Source organism: Sphingobacterium psychroaquaticum, from assembly GCF_004421025.1.
GTDB lineage: Bacteria > Bacteroidota > Bacteroidia > Sphingobacteriales > Sphingobacteriaceae > Sphingobacterium > Sphingobacterium psychroaquaticum.
This window is the reverse complement of sequence record NZ_CP038029.1, coordinates 3170538-3189879: the sequence shown is the minus strand read 5'-3', so window position 1 is coordinate 3189879 and position 19342 is coordinate 3170538. Positions and strand designations below refer to the sequence as shown.

The window sequence follows — 19342 nt, the reverse complement described above, 5'->3', positions numbered from 1 at the left end:
GCTATCATGTAAGAAGAAAACCCTATGAATATACATATAAAATTAGAATGGAAGTCTTTGCTGATGCTGATGCTCCTGTTCCTGGTGACAGGAGACGTAGACGCACAGCAAAGAATGACAAAAATAAAGGACGGTACGGTTTCCGGAACATCGACAGAGCCGTTCGAAGGATCCGTGCTGGAGCTGGAAACTAATAACAAAGGTTTCCTGGCTCCGAGGCTTACCACCGCGCAGCGGGATGCTATCCCGGCAGCCCGCCGTACAGCTGGTTTGTTAATTTATAATACCACAACAGGCTGTTTTAATTACTGGGAAAGTAATATGGGGACCTGGTTGAGTATCTGTGGTACGCCGCCACCAGCGGTTATGACAGTAGACTGTGCCAAAGTAAAACTCAGTGGAACACTGAAGCAAGGACAAGGGATCGATGCGAGCACCTATTTAGAGATTACCGTAGTCGTTACGCAGCCGGGAACATACGATGTGGTGGCGAGTACCGATAACGGTTACTATTTCAGTACAACTGGTTCCTTCCCAACGGCGGGTACTTTTACACTCTACCTGCCAGGAGCTGGTACGCCACAGCGGGGATACAATGACGGAGAGCCCGGGGATCAGTTGACCATAAAGATCCATGGAATAGAAACAACATGTAAACCCTATGTTCCGGTTGAAAATGCGAATGTAAACTATATTATTGATTGTAATACCGCAGGTGGTGTGGACGTGCAAGGTTCCTATATGCTCGGTGTACCGATGAATGCAAACAACAAGATCGTGTTGCGAGTGAATGTTACCTCAACTGGCTATTGGAGTATTCGGACCAATACCGTAAATGGATACTCATTTTCGGGTAGTGGTACGTTTACAGATGCAGGTGTACAAACGATCGAGCTGTTAGGGACAGGGACACCAATTGATGCTGATCCACAGGTTGATGTATTTACACTGATTGACAACTCGGATACACCAAGTAATTGTTCGGACGTGCAGATTCCACTATTAGCTATTGCTTACACGATGGATTGTGGCGGAGCAACGGTCAATGGTAGCTATATGCATGATGTCACACTGACGACATCGAATACGATAACGTTGCCGATCAACGTGACACAGACAGGGGATACCGAAATTACCACCACCGTAACGGATGGTATTGTGTTCAGATCCGGTCCATTAGCGATTCGGGAAGTGGGACCACAAAATGTGATTTTATACGGGGAAGGTAAACCGACAAAATCAGGATCGACGACTTTAACTTTGACGGGAACACCTGGTGGAACAACGCAGGGAGGTGGTACTTGTCAGGTTATAGTTCCAATAGACGCCCAACCAGTAAACTATACCATGAGCTGTAGTAGTATTGCGGTTCAAGGGAACTATAGACCGAATGTCGCGATGACAAGCAGCAATACCATGACGCTTACCGTGACGCCAACTTATGTAGGCAGCTGGAGTATTACGACGGATACGCAAAACGGCGTCATCTTTAAAGGATCAGGAACCTTTGCGACAACAGGGGCACAAACGGTTACCTTGGTGGCTGAAGGTACGCCACTAACGGGGGGCGACTTTAGCTTCAATTTAACGTCAAACAGTGTTGCGGGTAATACAACCTGTGTGAAATCTTTGACCTTTGTGTATCGGACAATGAACATTCTAGGTCTTGGTGGAGGAACGTATCAGCCTGGTAGTGCAGGAACTTCGCAGTCATCACGATCCATCTTGGCGAGTTCGACCAACTTTGGTCCGAATGGAATCGTGAAGGTCGAACGGATGAACATCCACAATGGGGCATATGGTTACGGATCGACATTACAGTCCAATATCACGAATAACAATATCGATATTATTGTTATTGGCTATAACTACATACCAAACAGCGCTACCATTGATATTTTAGTAGATTTTGTGGTAAACAAAAAAGGTGCATTGATTTTCTCTCAGGAGACAAGCACATCAGCAACGGCAAGCATTATTAATGGTATATCGGGCGGAAATGTGACGGTTTCAGGAACGGGAACAACCTATTACAACCCAATTCTGGGTGTGAACGACCCGGTTTTGAACGGACCATTTGGTGATATGCGACTTAAAGGAACAGGTTCAGATGTGAATAACTCGTACTATGTCACGAATGTGCCATCCAATATGACAATTTTGGCAACACAGCAGGGAAATGCGAGTCGGGCTCATATTATAAAACACAATACCCTTGGCTTTATGTATGTCGGTGATTCGGGATGGACTGCAGGGGATGTGACCAACACCTCGACGACGATCTGGCCAGCGAAGGTTTCAAGTTCTGGAGCTCCGCTATCGAAAGGCTATGATGGAGGTACCGTGGTGTATAACAGTTTTGTGTATGCCAATGCCGTTGCCTGGGCGATTAAATATGTACAGGATAACAAACCGGAGTAGGGTGTAGTTGGGCGGATATGAATAAACTTTCCCTTTCCTCGACAGCTGTCGAGGAAAGGGAAAACTAAAACAATATTAAAGCGAATACAATGAGGTTAAAACTAGGTATATGGCTTTTATTTAATATGCTGTTTTTCTTATCTTATGGACAGAAAAATGGTGAAAAGAGCTTTGAATCAGATAATGGTAAAACGCAGGTCGCTGTGGGCAGTTATCATGTTATCTATTCGGAAAGTCTTTATTTGGGACCTACGAGTCATTGGACGGTGAATGGTGAAGTGCACATCTACAGTAAGAATGTATGGATTGCACCAACGGCTAAGATTGATGGTACGGGTACCCTATTTATTCATGACCCGGCGACAAACCCTCTTCACGAAGGCTGGGCCTCGCAGGCTACCGCAATCGATGGTAATGACGGCGCGTATATCGACCTGAATATGGTCTTGAACAATAAAAAGGGGATAAAGCTAACCGATATGTCGGTTCCGGAGTTCGAAAAGGGTACGATGCCAACAGGAGATAAGGCCGCGGCGTTAAAGATTGGGAAGTCCCTGGATATGCGTGTTGATGGTGCCAATGTCTTCTTAAACGGATACGATTTGGAGTTGTCTAGTTCCGGGAACCTGTTGAATTATAGTCGTTCGCGCATGGTGGTAACCGATGATAAGTTGAGTGGTCATATGATCAAGAACTACAGCACGGTGGGTACATTCGTATTCCCGGTTGGTGTGTTAGCGGAAGACTATACACCGGCCACGTTGGTGCCTACAGCAGCGGCCTCCAAAATCTATGTTTCTGTCAATACATATAACGCCATTAATCTCAATATTGTTAATGAGCTGATTGGTATGGATCGTATCTGGAATATTTTTGCCGGTACGAAGATGAATATGACCTATACCTTAATGCATAATATGCAAACCAACGGTATAGCGTATGTTGATGCCGATGCGAAAATCATGCAGAATGCAGATGGTGGAAACTGGATTGGCGATGTGACCACAGTGGATGCCGCAGGCATACATACACGGACGGATATCGAGACCCAGGCGTCCAATACCTTATCGGGAACCTGGTTTACCAAATTCTCGGGTGATAAGAAAGGACCAACAGCCGTGGACGATGAAAAGACCATGACCTACGGCGAAAATGTAGCCATTAATGTGCTCGAAAATGATGTCCCTGGATCCAGTGCGATTATCCCAACCTCGGTTATCATTACGAAACAACCGGCTAATGGAACGGTGGTGGTGAATCCAGATGGCAGTATTACCTATACACCAAATGATGGGTTTATTGGCACGGATGTCTGCGAGTACGAGATAACGGATGAGAATGGCCTGAAAGATCGCGCGAATGTAACAGTCGTGGTAGATCCGAGAGAACTGTTGATCCCGAATGTCATTACACCAAATGGGGACGGCAAGAACGATAATTTTGTAATCGTAGGCCGAGAGAACTATGATCGTATCGAGCTTATTATTATGAACCGTTGGGGTAATGAAGTGTATCGCAATGCAGATTATAAAGATGAGTGGGGCGGAGGAAATCTGAATGAAGGGACGTATTATCCGATTATCCGGGCGATAAAGGGAAATAAGATTAGAGAGTTTAAATCATATCTATTGATTAAACGAAATTAATTATGAGGTAGGTTAAAAGGAGGGAAACATTAGTTTTCCTTCTTTTTGATAATGATGTATCTTTTTAAGAAATAATATTTTTAATAATGAAATATGTATATTTAATTTCTTTAACATCACTTATTAATCAGCGGATTAGCTGTATTGACTTAAAATTACAAATATGAGGATTATTCTAAATGGATTACGCATACTGTTCTTAGCCTGTTGTCTTCTGCTGCAGCTTACAACAGTCGTTTGGGCGCAAAATAAGATGACCAAAATTAAGGACGGTACGATTGGAGGAACCTCCACAGAACCTTTTGATGGGGCAATTTTAGAGTTGGAAAGTAAGGCTAAAGGTTTTTTACTACCGCGGATGACAACGGCGGAAAGAGATGCCATACCGAACGCACGTAAAATAAACGGCCTAATTATTTTTAATACCACAACCAATTGTATTAACTATTGGGTAGAAGTGACAAATAACTGGTTGAGTTTATGTGGTACGCCTCCTCCAGCTGTCATGACCATTCCAAATTGTAACAATGTAAAAATTAATGGTTTGTTGAAGGAGGGGGTTAACCTGGATGCCAGTAATTATTTAGAGATCCCCGTTTCGGTGTCGCAACCCGGAACCTATGATATTTTAGCATCGACTGATAATGGTTATTATTTTTCTGTATCAGGGACCTTTCCGGCTTCCGGGAATTATACCTTGTATCTGCCAGGGACAGGTAAACCACGAAGAGGCTATCAGCCGGGGGAAGATGGAGATAAGCTTAAGATTACCATGCAAGGCGTTGTACTGACCGACTGTGAACCAAATCTTTTTGTCGAGAATGCCGAAGTAGCGTATACATTAACTTGTCAGTCGACGAGTGCGCAGGGATTATACATGTTAGGGATCCCGTTAACAGAACTCAATTTCATTTCGGTTGCTGTCAATATAACACAAGTAGGAGATTGGTCCATGTGGACACCGGAAGTGAACGGTTACTCCTTTAAAGGCGAAGGAACATTTAATAGTACGGGAACCCAAATCGTTCATCTAATGGGAAGTGGCGTGCCGTTAAGTAATGATCCGACAACCGATACATTTTCAGTACTAACTAATTCAGATGCTTCTTCAGGTACAACTACTTGTGATGTGCTAATTAATTTACAACAAGTTGCCTACACGATAGATTGTGCTAATGCGGTTGTTAAAGGTACCTATAAGCAAGATGTGCCATTGACTTTGGACAATACCATTGAAATAGAGATCGATGTAGTCAAAACAGGGGATATAACCGATATTAAAGCTACAGGGCCGGGAGGCATTTCATTCTCTTCAGGACCACTCGCATTACGTGCCTTAGGAAAGCAGAAGGTGGTATTGCAGGGTAGTGGAACTCCAACAGGAACAAACGATATCATGTTAACGGTATTGGGTACACCAACGGGAGGTAGTACCAGCTGTCAGGTGACAGTTCCGGTGGAAGCGCAACCTGTTAATTATACAACCACCTGTAATAGTATACAAGCTATAGGGGCGTATGCGCCAAATGTGGATATGAAACCTTCCAATCAAATTAAATTAGATGTTATTGTTTCGTACCCAGGTGCTTGGACGATTTCCACACAGACCGAAAATGGGGTTACCTTTAGTGGTTCGGGAACTTTCGCAACTACCGGTCAACAAACCGTGTACTTGAATGCCACAGGAAAAGGTACTACAGATGGCACATTTACCTATAATATAACAACGAATAGCGCGACAAGTAGCAGTTGTTCGGTGGAGATTCCTTTTATTTATAGAAAAATGAATCTGCTAGGATACGGTGGTACAGCCTATACGCCTATTCCAGGATCCAGCAACTATACAGCAAGTGTCATTCCGAAAACGACCGCGAACTTCGGCCCAACGGGAACGGTGAAGATGGAAGGTTTTAACGTATTTAATTCAGGATCACTGAGTGCAAGTGCACTATCTACTTACATCAATACCAATAATATCGATATTATTGTAACGGGCTATGGCGCTAATATTACATCGGCTACTGCCGCGGTATTAGTCGACTTTATTGTAAATAAAAAAGGTGTCGTTATTGTACAGCAACAAGATGATCTAAGTGGATTGGCCGCCTTGATTAATGGTGTTGCGGGAGGATCGGTGAGTTTAACGAAGCCGGGGTCGAAACATTACAATATTAGTAATCTGAACGATCCGATTATAAATGGTCCGTTTGGCGATGTGCGGGGTAAAGTATTTGGTGGTGACCGTTCGGATAACTATGCTTTCGGTAACCTGTCGTCTTCTCTAGTTGGACTTGCAGATCACGCCTCGGCAGGGACATATGCGTTGATACGACATACGACTTTAGGTCTCTTTGTATCCGGTGATGGTGGAGCGTATGTCGGTGGGGTAACACGTGGTGATAGCGATTCATATCCTGCTCGGATTAATAGTTCCGGAGCACCGGTTGTGAATACGGCATATACACCGAATACATACAACAGCCACATCTATGCCAATGCGTTAGCTTGGGCGGTTAAATATGTGCAGGAGAATACACTGGAAGCGATTGATGTCGCTCCGGGAACGGATTAACGTTGTACGAATTAGCCAAGATTTAGAAAGGCTCCTTGCGGTATCACGCAAGGAGCTTTTTTAATAATGAACCCTGGACCTAGTAGAGAATGGTAAAATGCTCGAATATTTACTGCCGTAAATCTCAAATTAAAAAGTGTTAATGGTCATTTACGTGCAACAACCAATATTTGTTAGTCTTTTACAATAAAATATGGTCTTTTTACGATTGTATCCTGTCTTATTTTGGTCACTCGTTGTTTCGGTTCGCTATACTTTTGTATACTGTTTTTTAAGGCTGTGCAACAGGTGGTTATGAGATGTTTATGATGTGAAGTATAACCTTTTTTTGAAATTATTCACACGATAAAAACTTCGTGAAATAGTCAAATTTTTATAAAAACATGTAGCCTAAAGAACGGTGTGAAAGCCGCTTTTTTTGGGGTGGAATTGTATTGAAATTAGTTAAAAACACATTTTTAAATTATTATGAATAAACAGGTCTTGTTCAGCTTTTTCTTCTTCCTTTCTATGGGAGGAGTGTACGCGCAGCAAAAAGTATTTGATGGCACAGTTACCAATGGGAGTAACATGCCAAACGCCAATGCCATTTTGGAATTGGAGAGTAAAAATAAAGGATTACTCTTCTCCAGAGTGGAGCTTTCGACACTGGAAAGTGCGAGCCCGCTTACGGCGCATGTGGCTGGGATAATGGTGTATAATACAGCAACGAATGATAAAGTAAAACCGGGAATCTACTATAATAACGGCGTGAAGTGGGTTGCTGTAGGTGGTGCCAATGCGACGGCAAATATCAACTACGATCCGGTAACAAATGTTATTACGTATGTGGATGAATCGAATAATCCAGTAACGATTAACCTGCAGGAGATTATCAAAGGAACGGAGACGATTACGCTCCTTGATCCAAAAGGAAATGGTCTTTACACGTATTTCAACGAAAAGGCTTTTGACGGGACAGGTGCGCCTATTTTGTCAAAAGGTGTCGATATTAATGTAACGCAGGATGTGATTGATAATTTCGAAACAATTATTAACAATCAGAGTGTTACCAATTTATTGAAAGAGGTTGAGGGTGCGGTGTATTACGATGGTACAAGCTTTACCTATACAAAGAATGGTAGTCCGGTTACGATTACTTTCGAAGAGATGGTACAGTCTGTTCAAACGGTTACCGTACTTAAAGATAACCTGGACGGCACCTATACGTATTACAACGAGGTGGAGATCGACGCAGCGGGTCAGCCTGTAGCAGGAACGGGTGTTAAGATCGATATCCCAGCAAGCGTAATCCAGAACTTTACGGATATCATTTCAAACGAAGATGTAAAGAACGAGATCATCAACGTAATCAATAACTCTACCAATGACGGTAACGTAACATTTGACGGATCTGAGTTTACGTATAAAGATGCAAGTGGTACGGTTCATCCAATTGATTTGAACGATCTGGTAAAACAGAACCAAACGGTTACCGTACTTAAAGATAACCTGGACGGTACATACACGTACTACAACGAGGTGGAGATCGACGCAGCGGGTCAGCCTGTAGCAGGAACCGGTGTTAAGATCGATATCCCAGCGAGCGTAATCCAGAACTTTACGGATATCATTTCAAACGAAGATGTAAAGAACGAGATCATCAATGTGATCAATAACTCTACCAATGACGGTAACGTAACATTTGACGGATCTGAGTTTACGTATAAAGATGCAAGTGGTACGGTTCATCCAATTGATCTGAACGATCTGGTAAAACAGAACCAAACGGTTACCGTACTTAAAGATAACCTGGACGGTACATACACGTACTACAACGAGGTGGAGATCGACGCAGCGGGTCAGCCTGTGGCAGGAACGGGTGTTAAGATCGATATCCCAGCGAGCGTAATCCAGAACTTTACGGATATCATTTCAAACGAAGATGTAAAGAATGAGATCATCAACGTAATCAATAACTCTACCAATGACGGTAACGTAACATTTGACGGGTCTGAGTTTACGTATAAAGATGCAAGTGGTACCGTTCACCCAATTGATCTGAACGATCTGGTAAAACAGAACCAAACGGTTACCGTACTTAAAGATAACCTGGACGGTACATACACGTACTACAATGAGGTGGAGATCGACGCAGCGGGTCAGCCTGTAGCAGGAACCGGTGTTAAGATCGATATCCCAGCGAGCGTAATCCAGAACTTTACGGATATCATTTCAAACGAAGATGTAAAGAATGAGATCATCAATGTAATCAATAATTCAGGTAACGACGGTAACGTAACATTTGACGGATCTGAGTTTACGTATAAAGATGCAAGTGGTACGGTTCATCCAATTGATTTGAACGATCTGGTAAAACAGAACCAAACGGTTACCGTACTTAAAGATAACCTGGACGGTACCTATACGTACTACAACGAGGTGGAGATTGACGCAGCGGGTCAGCCCGTAGCAGGAACGGGTGTTAAGATCGATATCCCAGCGAGCGTAATCCAGAACTTTACGGATATCATTTCAAACGAAGATGTAAAGAATGAGATCATCAATGTAATCAATAATTCAGGTAACGACGGTAACGTAACATTTGACGGATCTGAGTTTACGTATAAAGATGCAAGCGGCACCGTTCACCCAATTGATCTAACGGAGTTAGCACAGATCGATTACAAAGAAGTGATTCAAAATACAGGTCGTAAATGGTTAAGCGGAACAAACGTGAAAGAAATAACATTAACCTTCAACTGGGCACAGCCAAATGTAGAACATGTATTGCCAGCAACAGTTCCTGCAGATATTACCATCATTGGTATTCGTCTGATCAATAAGGCAACAAATAGTGTATCAACAAATTTGGTGAGCTATAATGCGGCAACAAAAACCCTTCTTTTCGGAACGGCGGGATCGGTAGTTGGTGTTCATCCAGCAGGAGAGTACTACCTGATTGTAGAATACGTAGAAAATTAAGATGTACGCCATCTAACATAAGTTTCAAATACTTCGGCAGACCTGCGGTTCGCAGGTCTGTTGAAGTGCTAGAAATCTTGCTAATCATCTACGAAAAGAATATTATGATAAAAAACATAACAATAGGAGCATATATCTTACTTTCCGTATTAGGGGGAAGTAAGATATATGCCCAAAATGGTAGTGGCAGTTCATTTTTAGATAACGGAAGCAAGAAGGTTAGTGCGGGGACTTCAGAGGTTATTTATAGTGAACGACTATATATCGGTCCGGATGCCGAGTGGAAGATGGATGGGGACCTTTATGTGTATAGTAAGCAGGTATGGATTGCGCCAACCGCAAAGTTAACAGGAACTGGAAAGATCATCTTTAAAGATCCGGGTGTAAATCCATATTATCAGGGATGGGGGAAACAAGCTACGTTAATCGACGGGAATGGTGGGGACTATATTGCTGTTAATATCGTTATTGATAACCCATCCAATATTCAATTGGCAAATATCCAGGATCCAGGGTTTGGTATCGGAGGAAACACCGCCAATAATGCCGATTTAAGAGTTGCATCCAATATTGATTTCAATGTGGCTGGCGGCGATATCTTGTTAAATGGTTCGACCCTATACTTGGGGGAGCAAACACAACTACTTAACGCTGGAAGTGAAAAGTACCTCGGGCAATATGTTCGTGGCTTTGTCGTGACCGGAAATAATCCAGCCAGCATGCTTGTGAAGGCGATGAAACTAGGCGAACGCTTCTTGTTCCCTGTTGGAACCAATGAAGACAGCTATAGTCCGGCGATTCTAAAACCAACACAAGCCGTCAACATGCAAGTGGGTGTCGTGGACTATGCGGCAGCTGGTCTGGTCATTGAAAATCCAAATGTTGGCATGGATCGGATATGGAAAATTTTAGGCGATCGGGAGATGCGTGCTGACTATACCTTGGTGCATAATTCATTGACCAATGGAACGGCCTTTGTGGATAGTCGTGCCGAAATTATGCAGTATGCAGGCGGCGATAACTGGATAGGCGATGTTACCCAGGTGGAATCGCAAGGGGTACATACCCGTGAAAAGATGCTGGTCAGTGCCATTCAGACGGCCGAAGCTATTTGGGCAACCAAGTTTAGCATTAGTGGACCTGTGGCCATGGATGATCAATTTATATTGGCATATGCGGATCGCTATCCAAATAACGAAAACGTCTTTAATATCCTCTTAAACGATTTGGCAGAACAAACACCGATTGTAGCCTCTTCGGTGGAAATTGTGGCAAGACCTTTATATGGTACGGTGACCGTAAATAGCGATGGAACGGTCACATATACACCACAACATGGTTTTGTTGGAGAAGATACATTTGAATACCGTATTACGGACCTACGCGGGAAAACAAGTACGGCGAAGGTGCGGGTAGAGGTGACACCACGTGATATCTTTATTCCAAATGTGTTTACGCCAAACGGTGATGGACACAACGATTACTTCCATATTGTGGGATATGAAAACTACGATTATATCAAACTGATCGTTGTAAACAGGTGGGGGAATGAGGTGTATCGACAAGATCGATACGATAACAGATGGGATGGAAGAGGTTTGAATGAAGGAACCTACTTCTATATTATCGAAGCGGTTAAAGGTGGAAATAAACGTGTCTTTAAAGGAGACGTGTTGATTAAACGCCAATAACTGAGTTTAAATAGACTGTTGTGCTTTTGATAGTGCGTTATCAAAAGTGCAACAGTCAATTTTTGTAAAACACAGGCATGAGATCATTTCGCCTCTTTGTCTTGATAGATGCCTTGCAAATAATAACGACAAACAATGATAAAGGAAAAACCCTACAGTTGTAATTGGAAATACCTGATCACGGTATTTCTATTCATGTTCTTAGGTCCAGGGTATGCAGCGGCCCAAACGGTGCTTACGGAAAGTTTTAGTTATCCGTCAGGAAAGACATTAGTCGGTTACAATTGGACACAGATGAATGCGGGTGCCAATGCGATAACGCTGGTTAAAGGAAACTTGGAATTCAATGGGGCCATTGGAAGCGGTATCGGTAATAAAATAGCGCTGGCGAACAATGGACAAGATTTGTACCGTACTTTTCCGGTGACATCAGCATCGCTTTATAGCGCCTTGGTAGTTAATGTGTCTGCCGCAAATATAACCGGAGACTATTTTTTTGCGTTGGGTACGAATGCGACACCTTTTATTAACGTTGGTGCTAAATTGTATATTCGTCGGAATGGTGCCGGCTTTAGTTTTGGCGTCCTTCGCGGAAACACGGGAACGCCAGTGTATGAATCGACCGTACGACCGTTTAATCAAAATATTCATGTTGTTCTAAAGTACGAGGTCGTAGCGGGTTCAAACAATGACATTGTTAAATTATTTGTTAATCCTTCAACAGGGGATGAACCTGTAACAGCGGATGCAACGTATAATACGATATCTGGGACGGACGGTGCATTATCTGCGATGTGTTTGGTACAAGGGACCGCAGGAAATGCGCCCACTTTGGAGGTCGATAATATTCATCTAAGCAACGACTGGAGTACCGTCATGAATGCAGTCTATGATTACGGCGATGCCCCAAAAAGTTATGACTATACGAAGGATGGTGTTTATGCACCGGCGGTACATAAACCGGTTACCGGGCTAATGCTGGGTACTTTAAAACCAGATCTGGAGCTTTTGCCGCATAGTGTGTTGGCTGATGCAAGCAATAATTACGATAAAGGGGACGGTCTGGATGAAGATGCCTTGGATGCTGGTGCGATTCCTAAAGTACGTAAAGGGGTAGCCTATAGCCTTGATGTGCCCGTAAGGAACGGTTCAACCGCAACAAAATATCTATACGGTTGGATCGATTTTAATAACGATGGCAAATTCCAGTTGGAAGAAATGGCCAATATCGAGGTCTCTTTTACGACGACGGGAGCTAGTATACAGACATTGAATTGGAATAACACGAAAACTGGGATGATTCCTACCGATACGCGTAAACTCTATATGCGCTTGCGCTTATCGGACCGTTCCTTGTACGATTTCACAACGGCTGCTAGTGGTGGTGCTTTGATCGATGAGCGCAGCATAGGAAGTGGCGCATTTGGAACATCTCTTGAAATAGATAACGCTTTTATTGCAGGTGGAGAGGTGGAGGATTACCAGATTGATGTGGTAAAGACCTTTGATTTCGGTGATTTGCCGGAAAGTTTTGAAAAAGATAAAGATGGCAACTACCGCCCTGCGCTTCACGCGCCATTTACGGGTTTTACGCTCGGTAGTCAGATCGATGTAGAAGATAAAGCAGCGTCGGTGTCTCCCGATGCAGAGAACAACACGCAGGGGGATAATGCTTTGGGATTGGCGGATGAAGACGCCTTAAAAAAGCTGGTGAGTGTAAGTCCAGGGGCTACGTACAGCATCGCTGTGCCGGTTAATATACCAGAAGTGTTGGGGACGAACTCAAAATATGTATACGGTTGGCTGGATCTCAATGGGGATGGAAAATTCCAGGTCGGAGAGGTGGCGACAGCGGGTACGACCGGATATGGTGCACTTTCATTAACTGTAACCTGGACGGCGGCTCAAACCGCACAAATTACGGCTGGTCGAGAAACGATTTATTTGCGGTTACGCTTGTCTAATCTGGCGTTAAATGATTTTATAACAACAGGAAGTGGAGGAGACTTAATTGATGAAAGAAGCGTGGGCAATGGTGCATTTTCGACTGCAAGTGCCGTAAATAATCCCACGATCGCTTTTGGTGAGGTAGAGGATTATCAAGTACCGATTGGATGGTATGATTTCGGCGATGCGCCAGTTTCTTACGATCAGAATAGCAACGGAGTAACCGTGCCTGCTCGACATATGGCCCATAATGGCGTTCGTATAGGCAAGCTGGTTGATAATGAGAAGACCCCGCTTCGCGTAGAACCCCAAATGGATAATAATGGAGATAATGGCGATGGAGCAGACGAGGATGGACTTACGGAGCTTCCGATCATTATCCAAGGTGCTCCGTTTAGTTTTGATATTCCGGTAGAAACTACTGTGGCGGCCAATGTTATAGCCTGGATCGATTTTAATGGTAATGGACGGTTTGAGGCGAATGAAGCCGCTTATACCTTAGCGACAGGTGCTGTTACGGGGTATCAAACGGTCGCGACTGGTTCTTCCACCAAAACTTTTTGGTTTCGAGGTAGCCAAACGAATATGATCCCGGACGGAATGGATCAGGTGTATGTACGTATTCGTTTGGCACAAGTGGCCGGAGCGGATAATGCTGCAACTAACGATGTGGACGAACGTGCAATTGGTGACGGATTAAATACCGGGGTGTACAATGTGCCGTATTACGGTGAAGTGGAAGATTATCGCTTTAGTGTGATCCGCGATTTGGATTATGGTGATGCACCCGCGAGCTACAATATGGACAAAGATGGGACCGATCCAGTGATAAACCTGAAACCAGCCCGAAATTTACCAAATGATAAGTTACAGCTGGGAAGGCGCTTTACCGTGGAAGAAAATCCACTGTCCGTCGCAATGGGAGCGGATAATAATAACCCGAATGGGGATGGTATTTCCGATGACGGTCTACAGAATGAGCAATTATTCTTAAATGCGAGTGCAATTAATAATTTTTCTGTTGCGGTAACAAATACAACGGGGGCTGCAGCAACCTTATACGCATGGATCGATGTAAACAATAACGGTCGATTTGAAGCTTCCGAGTTCAGTTCTGTTTCTGTGCCTACGGATGCAGATTTAGTTACGTTGAGCTTTACCGCAGCACAAGCTAAAGCCATAGCAGCGACAACCAACAAAGTGTATATGCGTTTGCGCTTGGTGCAACCCAATGTGGAGGTTGCTATTGGTGACCTAACGACAGGAACCAATGCTTTGGTTGTCGATGAACGGGCTATTGCCGATGGATTACCTTCAGGTGTATTCACATCGGTGTCTGCCGGCGAGGTAGAAGATTACCAGTTGACGGTTATCCGAGATTTTGGGGATCTACCCGTCAGTTACGAATATGGTAGCCCAGCTTTCCATACCAATACCTTTGTTCCGCAGTTAACAATTGGAAAGGAGATTGATTTTGAACTAGCCAATACCCCGGTAAATGCAGGTGCCGATAATAATGGCTTAAATGGGGACGGCGTCGATGAGGATGGTTTAGCGCTTATTCCAACCGTATATAGTGGGCTGCAATTCTCTCTTAAAGTGCCGGTGACATCACAGACGGCTGGAACCAAACATTTGTATGGTTGGATCGATTTTAATGGTGATGGCATCTTTAACGGAAATGAAGCTGCTTATATTCAGACTGCGGCTGTTGCGAATGCGACGACAGATTTTACCCTGACTTGGGTGGCCGCAGCAACAGCATTGCTCGCTCCTGAAGTAATTGATGCAGGGAAAGTATATGCCCGCTTGCGATTAAGCGATGTGGCATTACCGGCAAATAGCAATAATTTGTTTCCATCATTAATTGATTCAAGAAGTTATGGGGCTGGAAATAATACGTTGGGCGAAGTAGAGGACTATCAATTTTTGGTGACAACAAATTTGTACGATTTTGGCGATGCACCCATGAATTTTGATCGGAATAAGGATGGGGAAGTGGTCGCTGCGCGACAAACGATTTCCACGGCATTACGCCTTGGTAAAACAATTGATATAGAGGAGAATCAGGCCTATGTAATGGATGGTGCCGATAACAACGGTCTATTGGGCGATGGTGCAGATGAAGATGGAATCGAAGAGCTTGTACCTGTTTACCGCGGTAGCGATTATTATGCCAATGTTAATGTTTTTAATAAAACAGGCGCTGCACGAACCTTATATGGTTGGATTGATTTTAATAATAACAAACGTTTTGAGGCCTCTGAGGTGGCTATATTTTCCGTGCCTTCTGCTGATACACAGCAACGGGTCACATTGAAGTGGACCGCTGGATCGGGGACTACTAATGCAATTCCTATTGATGCAGAAAACCTGTATATGCGTTTGCGTATATCGGAAGGTACGCTTACGGATCTGACCTCTGGTGCCAATGCTGCGGTAGTCGATGAACGGGCTATTGCTGATGGATTTAGTACCGGTGTCTATGGGGCAATTCAACCTGGCGAGATTGAAGACTATAGGGTAAATGTGGGATGGATGTATGATTATGGCGATCTAGCGAATAGTTATGAAATAAATCGAGATGGCGCGACTGTGCCGGCTCAACATATACCAAGTGTCGGTTTATTTATTGGAGATTCTTACCCAGATGGGGAAGGTAAAAAGCAAGTGGAGGAAGGTACCGCTAATGGGGACAATATTACAGGTATAGATGATGAAGGGGGAATGGAGATCCTTCCGATTCTTGCTGGTGGAGGAGCCGGATACTCACTGTCTGTAAAAGTAACTAATAAAACGGGGGGGGCAAAAATCCTGTATGCATGGATTGATTTTAATGGCAACGGACGGTTTGAGGCAGGTGAATTTGCATGGACCTCGGTTCCAGCTAATGCAACGTTGGTAGCATTAAGCTGGACTGCGGCACAAGCTAAAATTGTGGGTACACCGAGTCAGTTGGCCTTACGTTTGCGTTTGTCCAATACGGCCTTGGCAGACTATACAACAGCGCCAACAGGGGCACTAGTAGACGAACGGGCTATTGGTGATGGCTTAAGCACTGGGCTGTATGGTACGACAGTTATTGGAGAGGTAGAGGATCATTTTATTGCGGTGACGAATAATTTAGATTACGGTGATGCGCCGATTAGTTATGATCAACCTGGAGGAACTTTCTTGCCGGCTCGGCACGCGCTAAGTCCGACACTCCGTATGGGACTATCGGTAGATGATGAACCTTCGGCACAAAATGTGATAAAAGGATCGGATAATAATGGACTTAATGGGGATGGAATTGATGAAGATGGGATTAATCCAGCGGATCATATTATTCAAGCAAGTACAGATTTTGTGCTTCCAGTTAAGGTGACAAACACGACAGGGGCAATAAAAAATTTATATGGTTGGATAGACTTTAACCGAAATGGAGTCTTTGATATAGGAGAGGTGAAAGGCTTCGCCGTACCAACAGGAATGGTGAATGGTATCATAGATCTAACCTGGCCGGCAGCGGTAACCGGTGCTTTAGATCGGTCGGACAATGTGTATCTACGCTTGCGTTTATCAGGTCTAGTGCTCAGTGACAATACTGCCACTACGTACGATGAACGAGCCTACGCGGACGGACTTACAACAGGTGCGTATGGTTTAGCGCCATCTATTGGAGAGATCGAAGACTACAGTTTAAGTGTAAATTGTACCGGCTTAAAAGTCTTTAATAAAAATGGGGGCTTAACAGCAACCGATGGCTTGAAGATACAGATGTCGGGTGCCGGAAATTTACAGATATACCGTGAAAACAGACAACAGATCTATGCAAGTAGCTTGGATGCAACGTTAGGCTTGTACAATCATCCCGGTACGCAACATGGTCTTGCCCTTTCTATTGGAAATAGTACTTATTCGACAGCTACCTTGGTAGCATCGGGTAAAACATTCGGAGGTAACCCATTGGTATTATCGAATACCTGCCGGGATGAAATGGGACCAGATGGTGGAACGCAAAAAAATACCATTCGGATGAAAGTTCCGCATAATGGTTTGGACTATTTCCTGAATGTTACCTATACCTATACGGCTCCAGAGTGGTTAATGGGCGTTACCTATGAAGTGGAAATTCCGGAGGGAAATCGGGAGACCGTGAAGTTAGCACATGGCTGGGATACCTATTTGTCGGGCGGAGACACAGGCCCTGGGTTTGTCCAGGGTAAAGCGCCCTATTATACGATGGGTGTCGTAAAAACAGATGCTTTTGAAGCGTTTCGTTATAAATCAGGGGTGCCTTGGTCGGGCTATTATTCCGGCAAATACCTTGACTTAAGCACGAATCTAGGTAGTAACGCGACATTTACAAAACATATCAATCCGGATGCAACGACAGACAATGGTATTGGCATATCGATCGACTTTGGTAAGGTGCCAGGTACTTATTCAAGCATCAATGAGCTGATATTTCGTTGTGATGCACCAACGAGTGCACCGACATTATCGCCAAGAACCGTTAATATCGATTGTGGAAAATATACGGCTGATTTAACGAAACTCTTTACCGGTACTTTACCAAAGAATGTGGTGCTCAGGTGGTTCGATAAGACTACTGGTGAAGAAATTAATCCGCTTGAAGCGCCTGTAGGTACATATGAGGTGGAGTATCTGGATACAGTAAACAATTGTACCTCACCGCGGACAACGGCCACCGTAATCAAAACGACACCGGATATTCAGGAAATCACACCATTGTCTCAAGTGGTTTGTCTATTTGGTGATGTAAGTAGTTTGGTGCCGACGGTAACAGGTGGAGAACTGACCTATCAGTGGTATGCAAATACAACCAAAAGTAATGAAGGAGGTGTAGCTATTGCCGGTGCAACACAGCTTATATTTACACCGTCGAGTAACGTGCGCGGAACATTTTACTATTATTTGGGGCTTAGCAATACATATTGTACAACCTTCTCGGAAGTGGTGACGGTCATTGTAGATGCACCAACCATTACCGGTGAAGCGGAAGTGGGTGTCGGAAGGAAGACACAGCTTACAGGAAGTGGCAATCCGGCCGATGTAACGCCTTGGGTTTCTTCAGATCCTACGATTGCAACCATTTCTGATCATGGATTGGTAACGGGACATAAGTACGGTGAAATAACGATAACATATACGAATGCCGAAGGATGTTCATCGACATTTGATATGGTGGTGGGATCCGCACCTTGTTACCTTCCGGGGATCGTAACAGGTACGGCATTGGGTAGCTATGTGGGATATACCACACTAGGGCGTGCCGGAGCTATCGATGGCGATAATTGGCCGATGGTACGTACGGGTGCATGGTTGGTCCTGGAATCAAAAACGAAAGGATTTGTATTGAATCGTCTTCCTTTTGATGACGATGGTAATCCAATCGGCATTCCGGAAGCACACTTCGTGGAAGGGATGATGGTATATGATACGACAAACAATTGTTTGAAGGTATATACGTCAGCAGATGCAGGGGTTACCTATAAATGGTTCGAAATGGGCGTACAAGGTTGTCCAGAGTAGTTAGTAGATAGTGGTTCGTAGTTGGTGGTTCGTAGATTGTAGTTGGTGGTTAATAGGGAGTATACGAAGTTGCTAGTAAGGAGTAGTTAGTAGATAGTGGTTCGTAGTTGGTGGTTAGTAGGGGGTATACGAAGTAGTTAGTAGGGAGTAGTTAGTAGATAGTGGTTCGTAGTTGGTGGTTAGTAGGGGGTATACGAAGTTGCTAGTAGGGAGTAGTTGGTAGATAGTGGTTCGTAGTTGGTGGTTAGTAGGGGGTATACGAAGTTGCTAGTAGAGAGTGTGAAGTAGTGAGTAGTAGAGCCACAAACCCCGAAGGGCTCAGCGCGGCTAAGTTTTGTGGCTGAGTCTTTTGGGGGACTACTGACGGTGTGTACTTGTGCTGCTGTAACTGACTTTAGTCGCTATACTGTAGGGGCTACCCTTGTGGTCGCCCTTACTTTGTCTTTTGTTGGTCACTTCGCTGGCGCGAGCTTTCAGCTCGTGTCCTTAATTGTCTAGAACACCTTCTCGTCACGACGAAGAGGCATGACGCGGCAATCTAGTAGAAAAAAATAAACATATCG

At 44.1% G+C, this 19342-nt stretch carries 6 protein-coding genes; all 6 read left to right on the top strand.

From position 1 onward, the window contains the following. Positions 1 to 24 precede the first annotated feature (24 nt). Entirely contained in the window at positions 25 to 2421 is a 2397-nt protein-coding gene (locus tag E2P86_RS13215; protein ID WP_134433481.1) for a hypothetical protein, read from the top strand. Between the two features lie 89 nt (positions 2422 to 2510). Then, a complete protein-coding gene (locus E2P86_RS13210) occupies positions 2511 to 4067 on the top strand; it encodes a T9SS type B sorting domain-containing protein (protein WP_134433480.1) in 1557 nt (518 codons plus the stop codon). 163 nt (positions 4068 to 4230) lie between these two features. Continuing rightward, positions 4231 to 6639: a hypothetical protein gene (locus E2P86_RS13205; RefSeq protein ID WP_134433479.1), complete on the top strand. Its 2409-nt coding sequence runs from the start codon at positions 4231 to 4233 to the stop codon at positions 6637 to 6639. Between the two features lie 468 nt (positions 6640 to 7107). After that, complete coding sequence (locus E2P86_RS13200; protein ID WP_134433478.1) at positions 7108 to 9603, top strand: hypothetical protein; 2496 nt, start codon at positions 7108 to 7110, stop codon at positions 9601 to 9603. A gap of 104 nt (positions 9604 to 9707) precedes the next feature. Beyond that, positions 9708 to 11294 carry a T9SS type B sorting domain-containing protein gene (locus tag E2P86_RS13195; RefSeq protein WP_134433477.1) on the top strand — a complete coding sequence of 529 codons (1587 nt, stop codon included), beginning with the start codon at positions 9708 to 9710 and terminating at the stop codon, positions 11292 to 11294. A 135-nt stretch (positions 11295 to 11429) separates the two neighbouring features. Continuing rightward, entirely contained in the window at positions 11430 to 18779 is a 7350-nt protein-coding gene (locus E2P86_RS13190; RefSeq protein WP_134433476.1) for a GEVED domain-containing protein, read from the top strand. Positions 18780 to 19342: the final 563 nt, after the last annotated feature.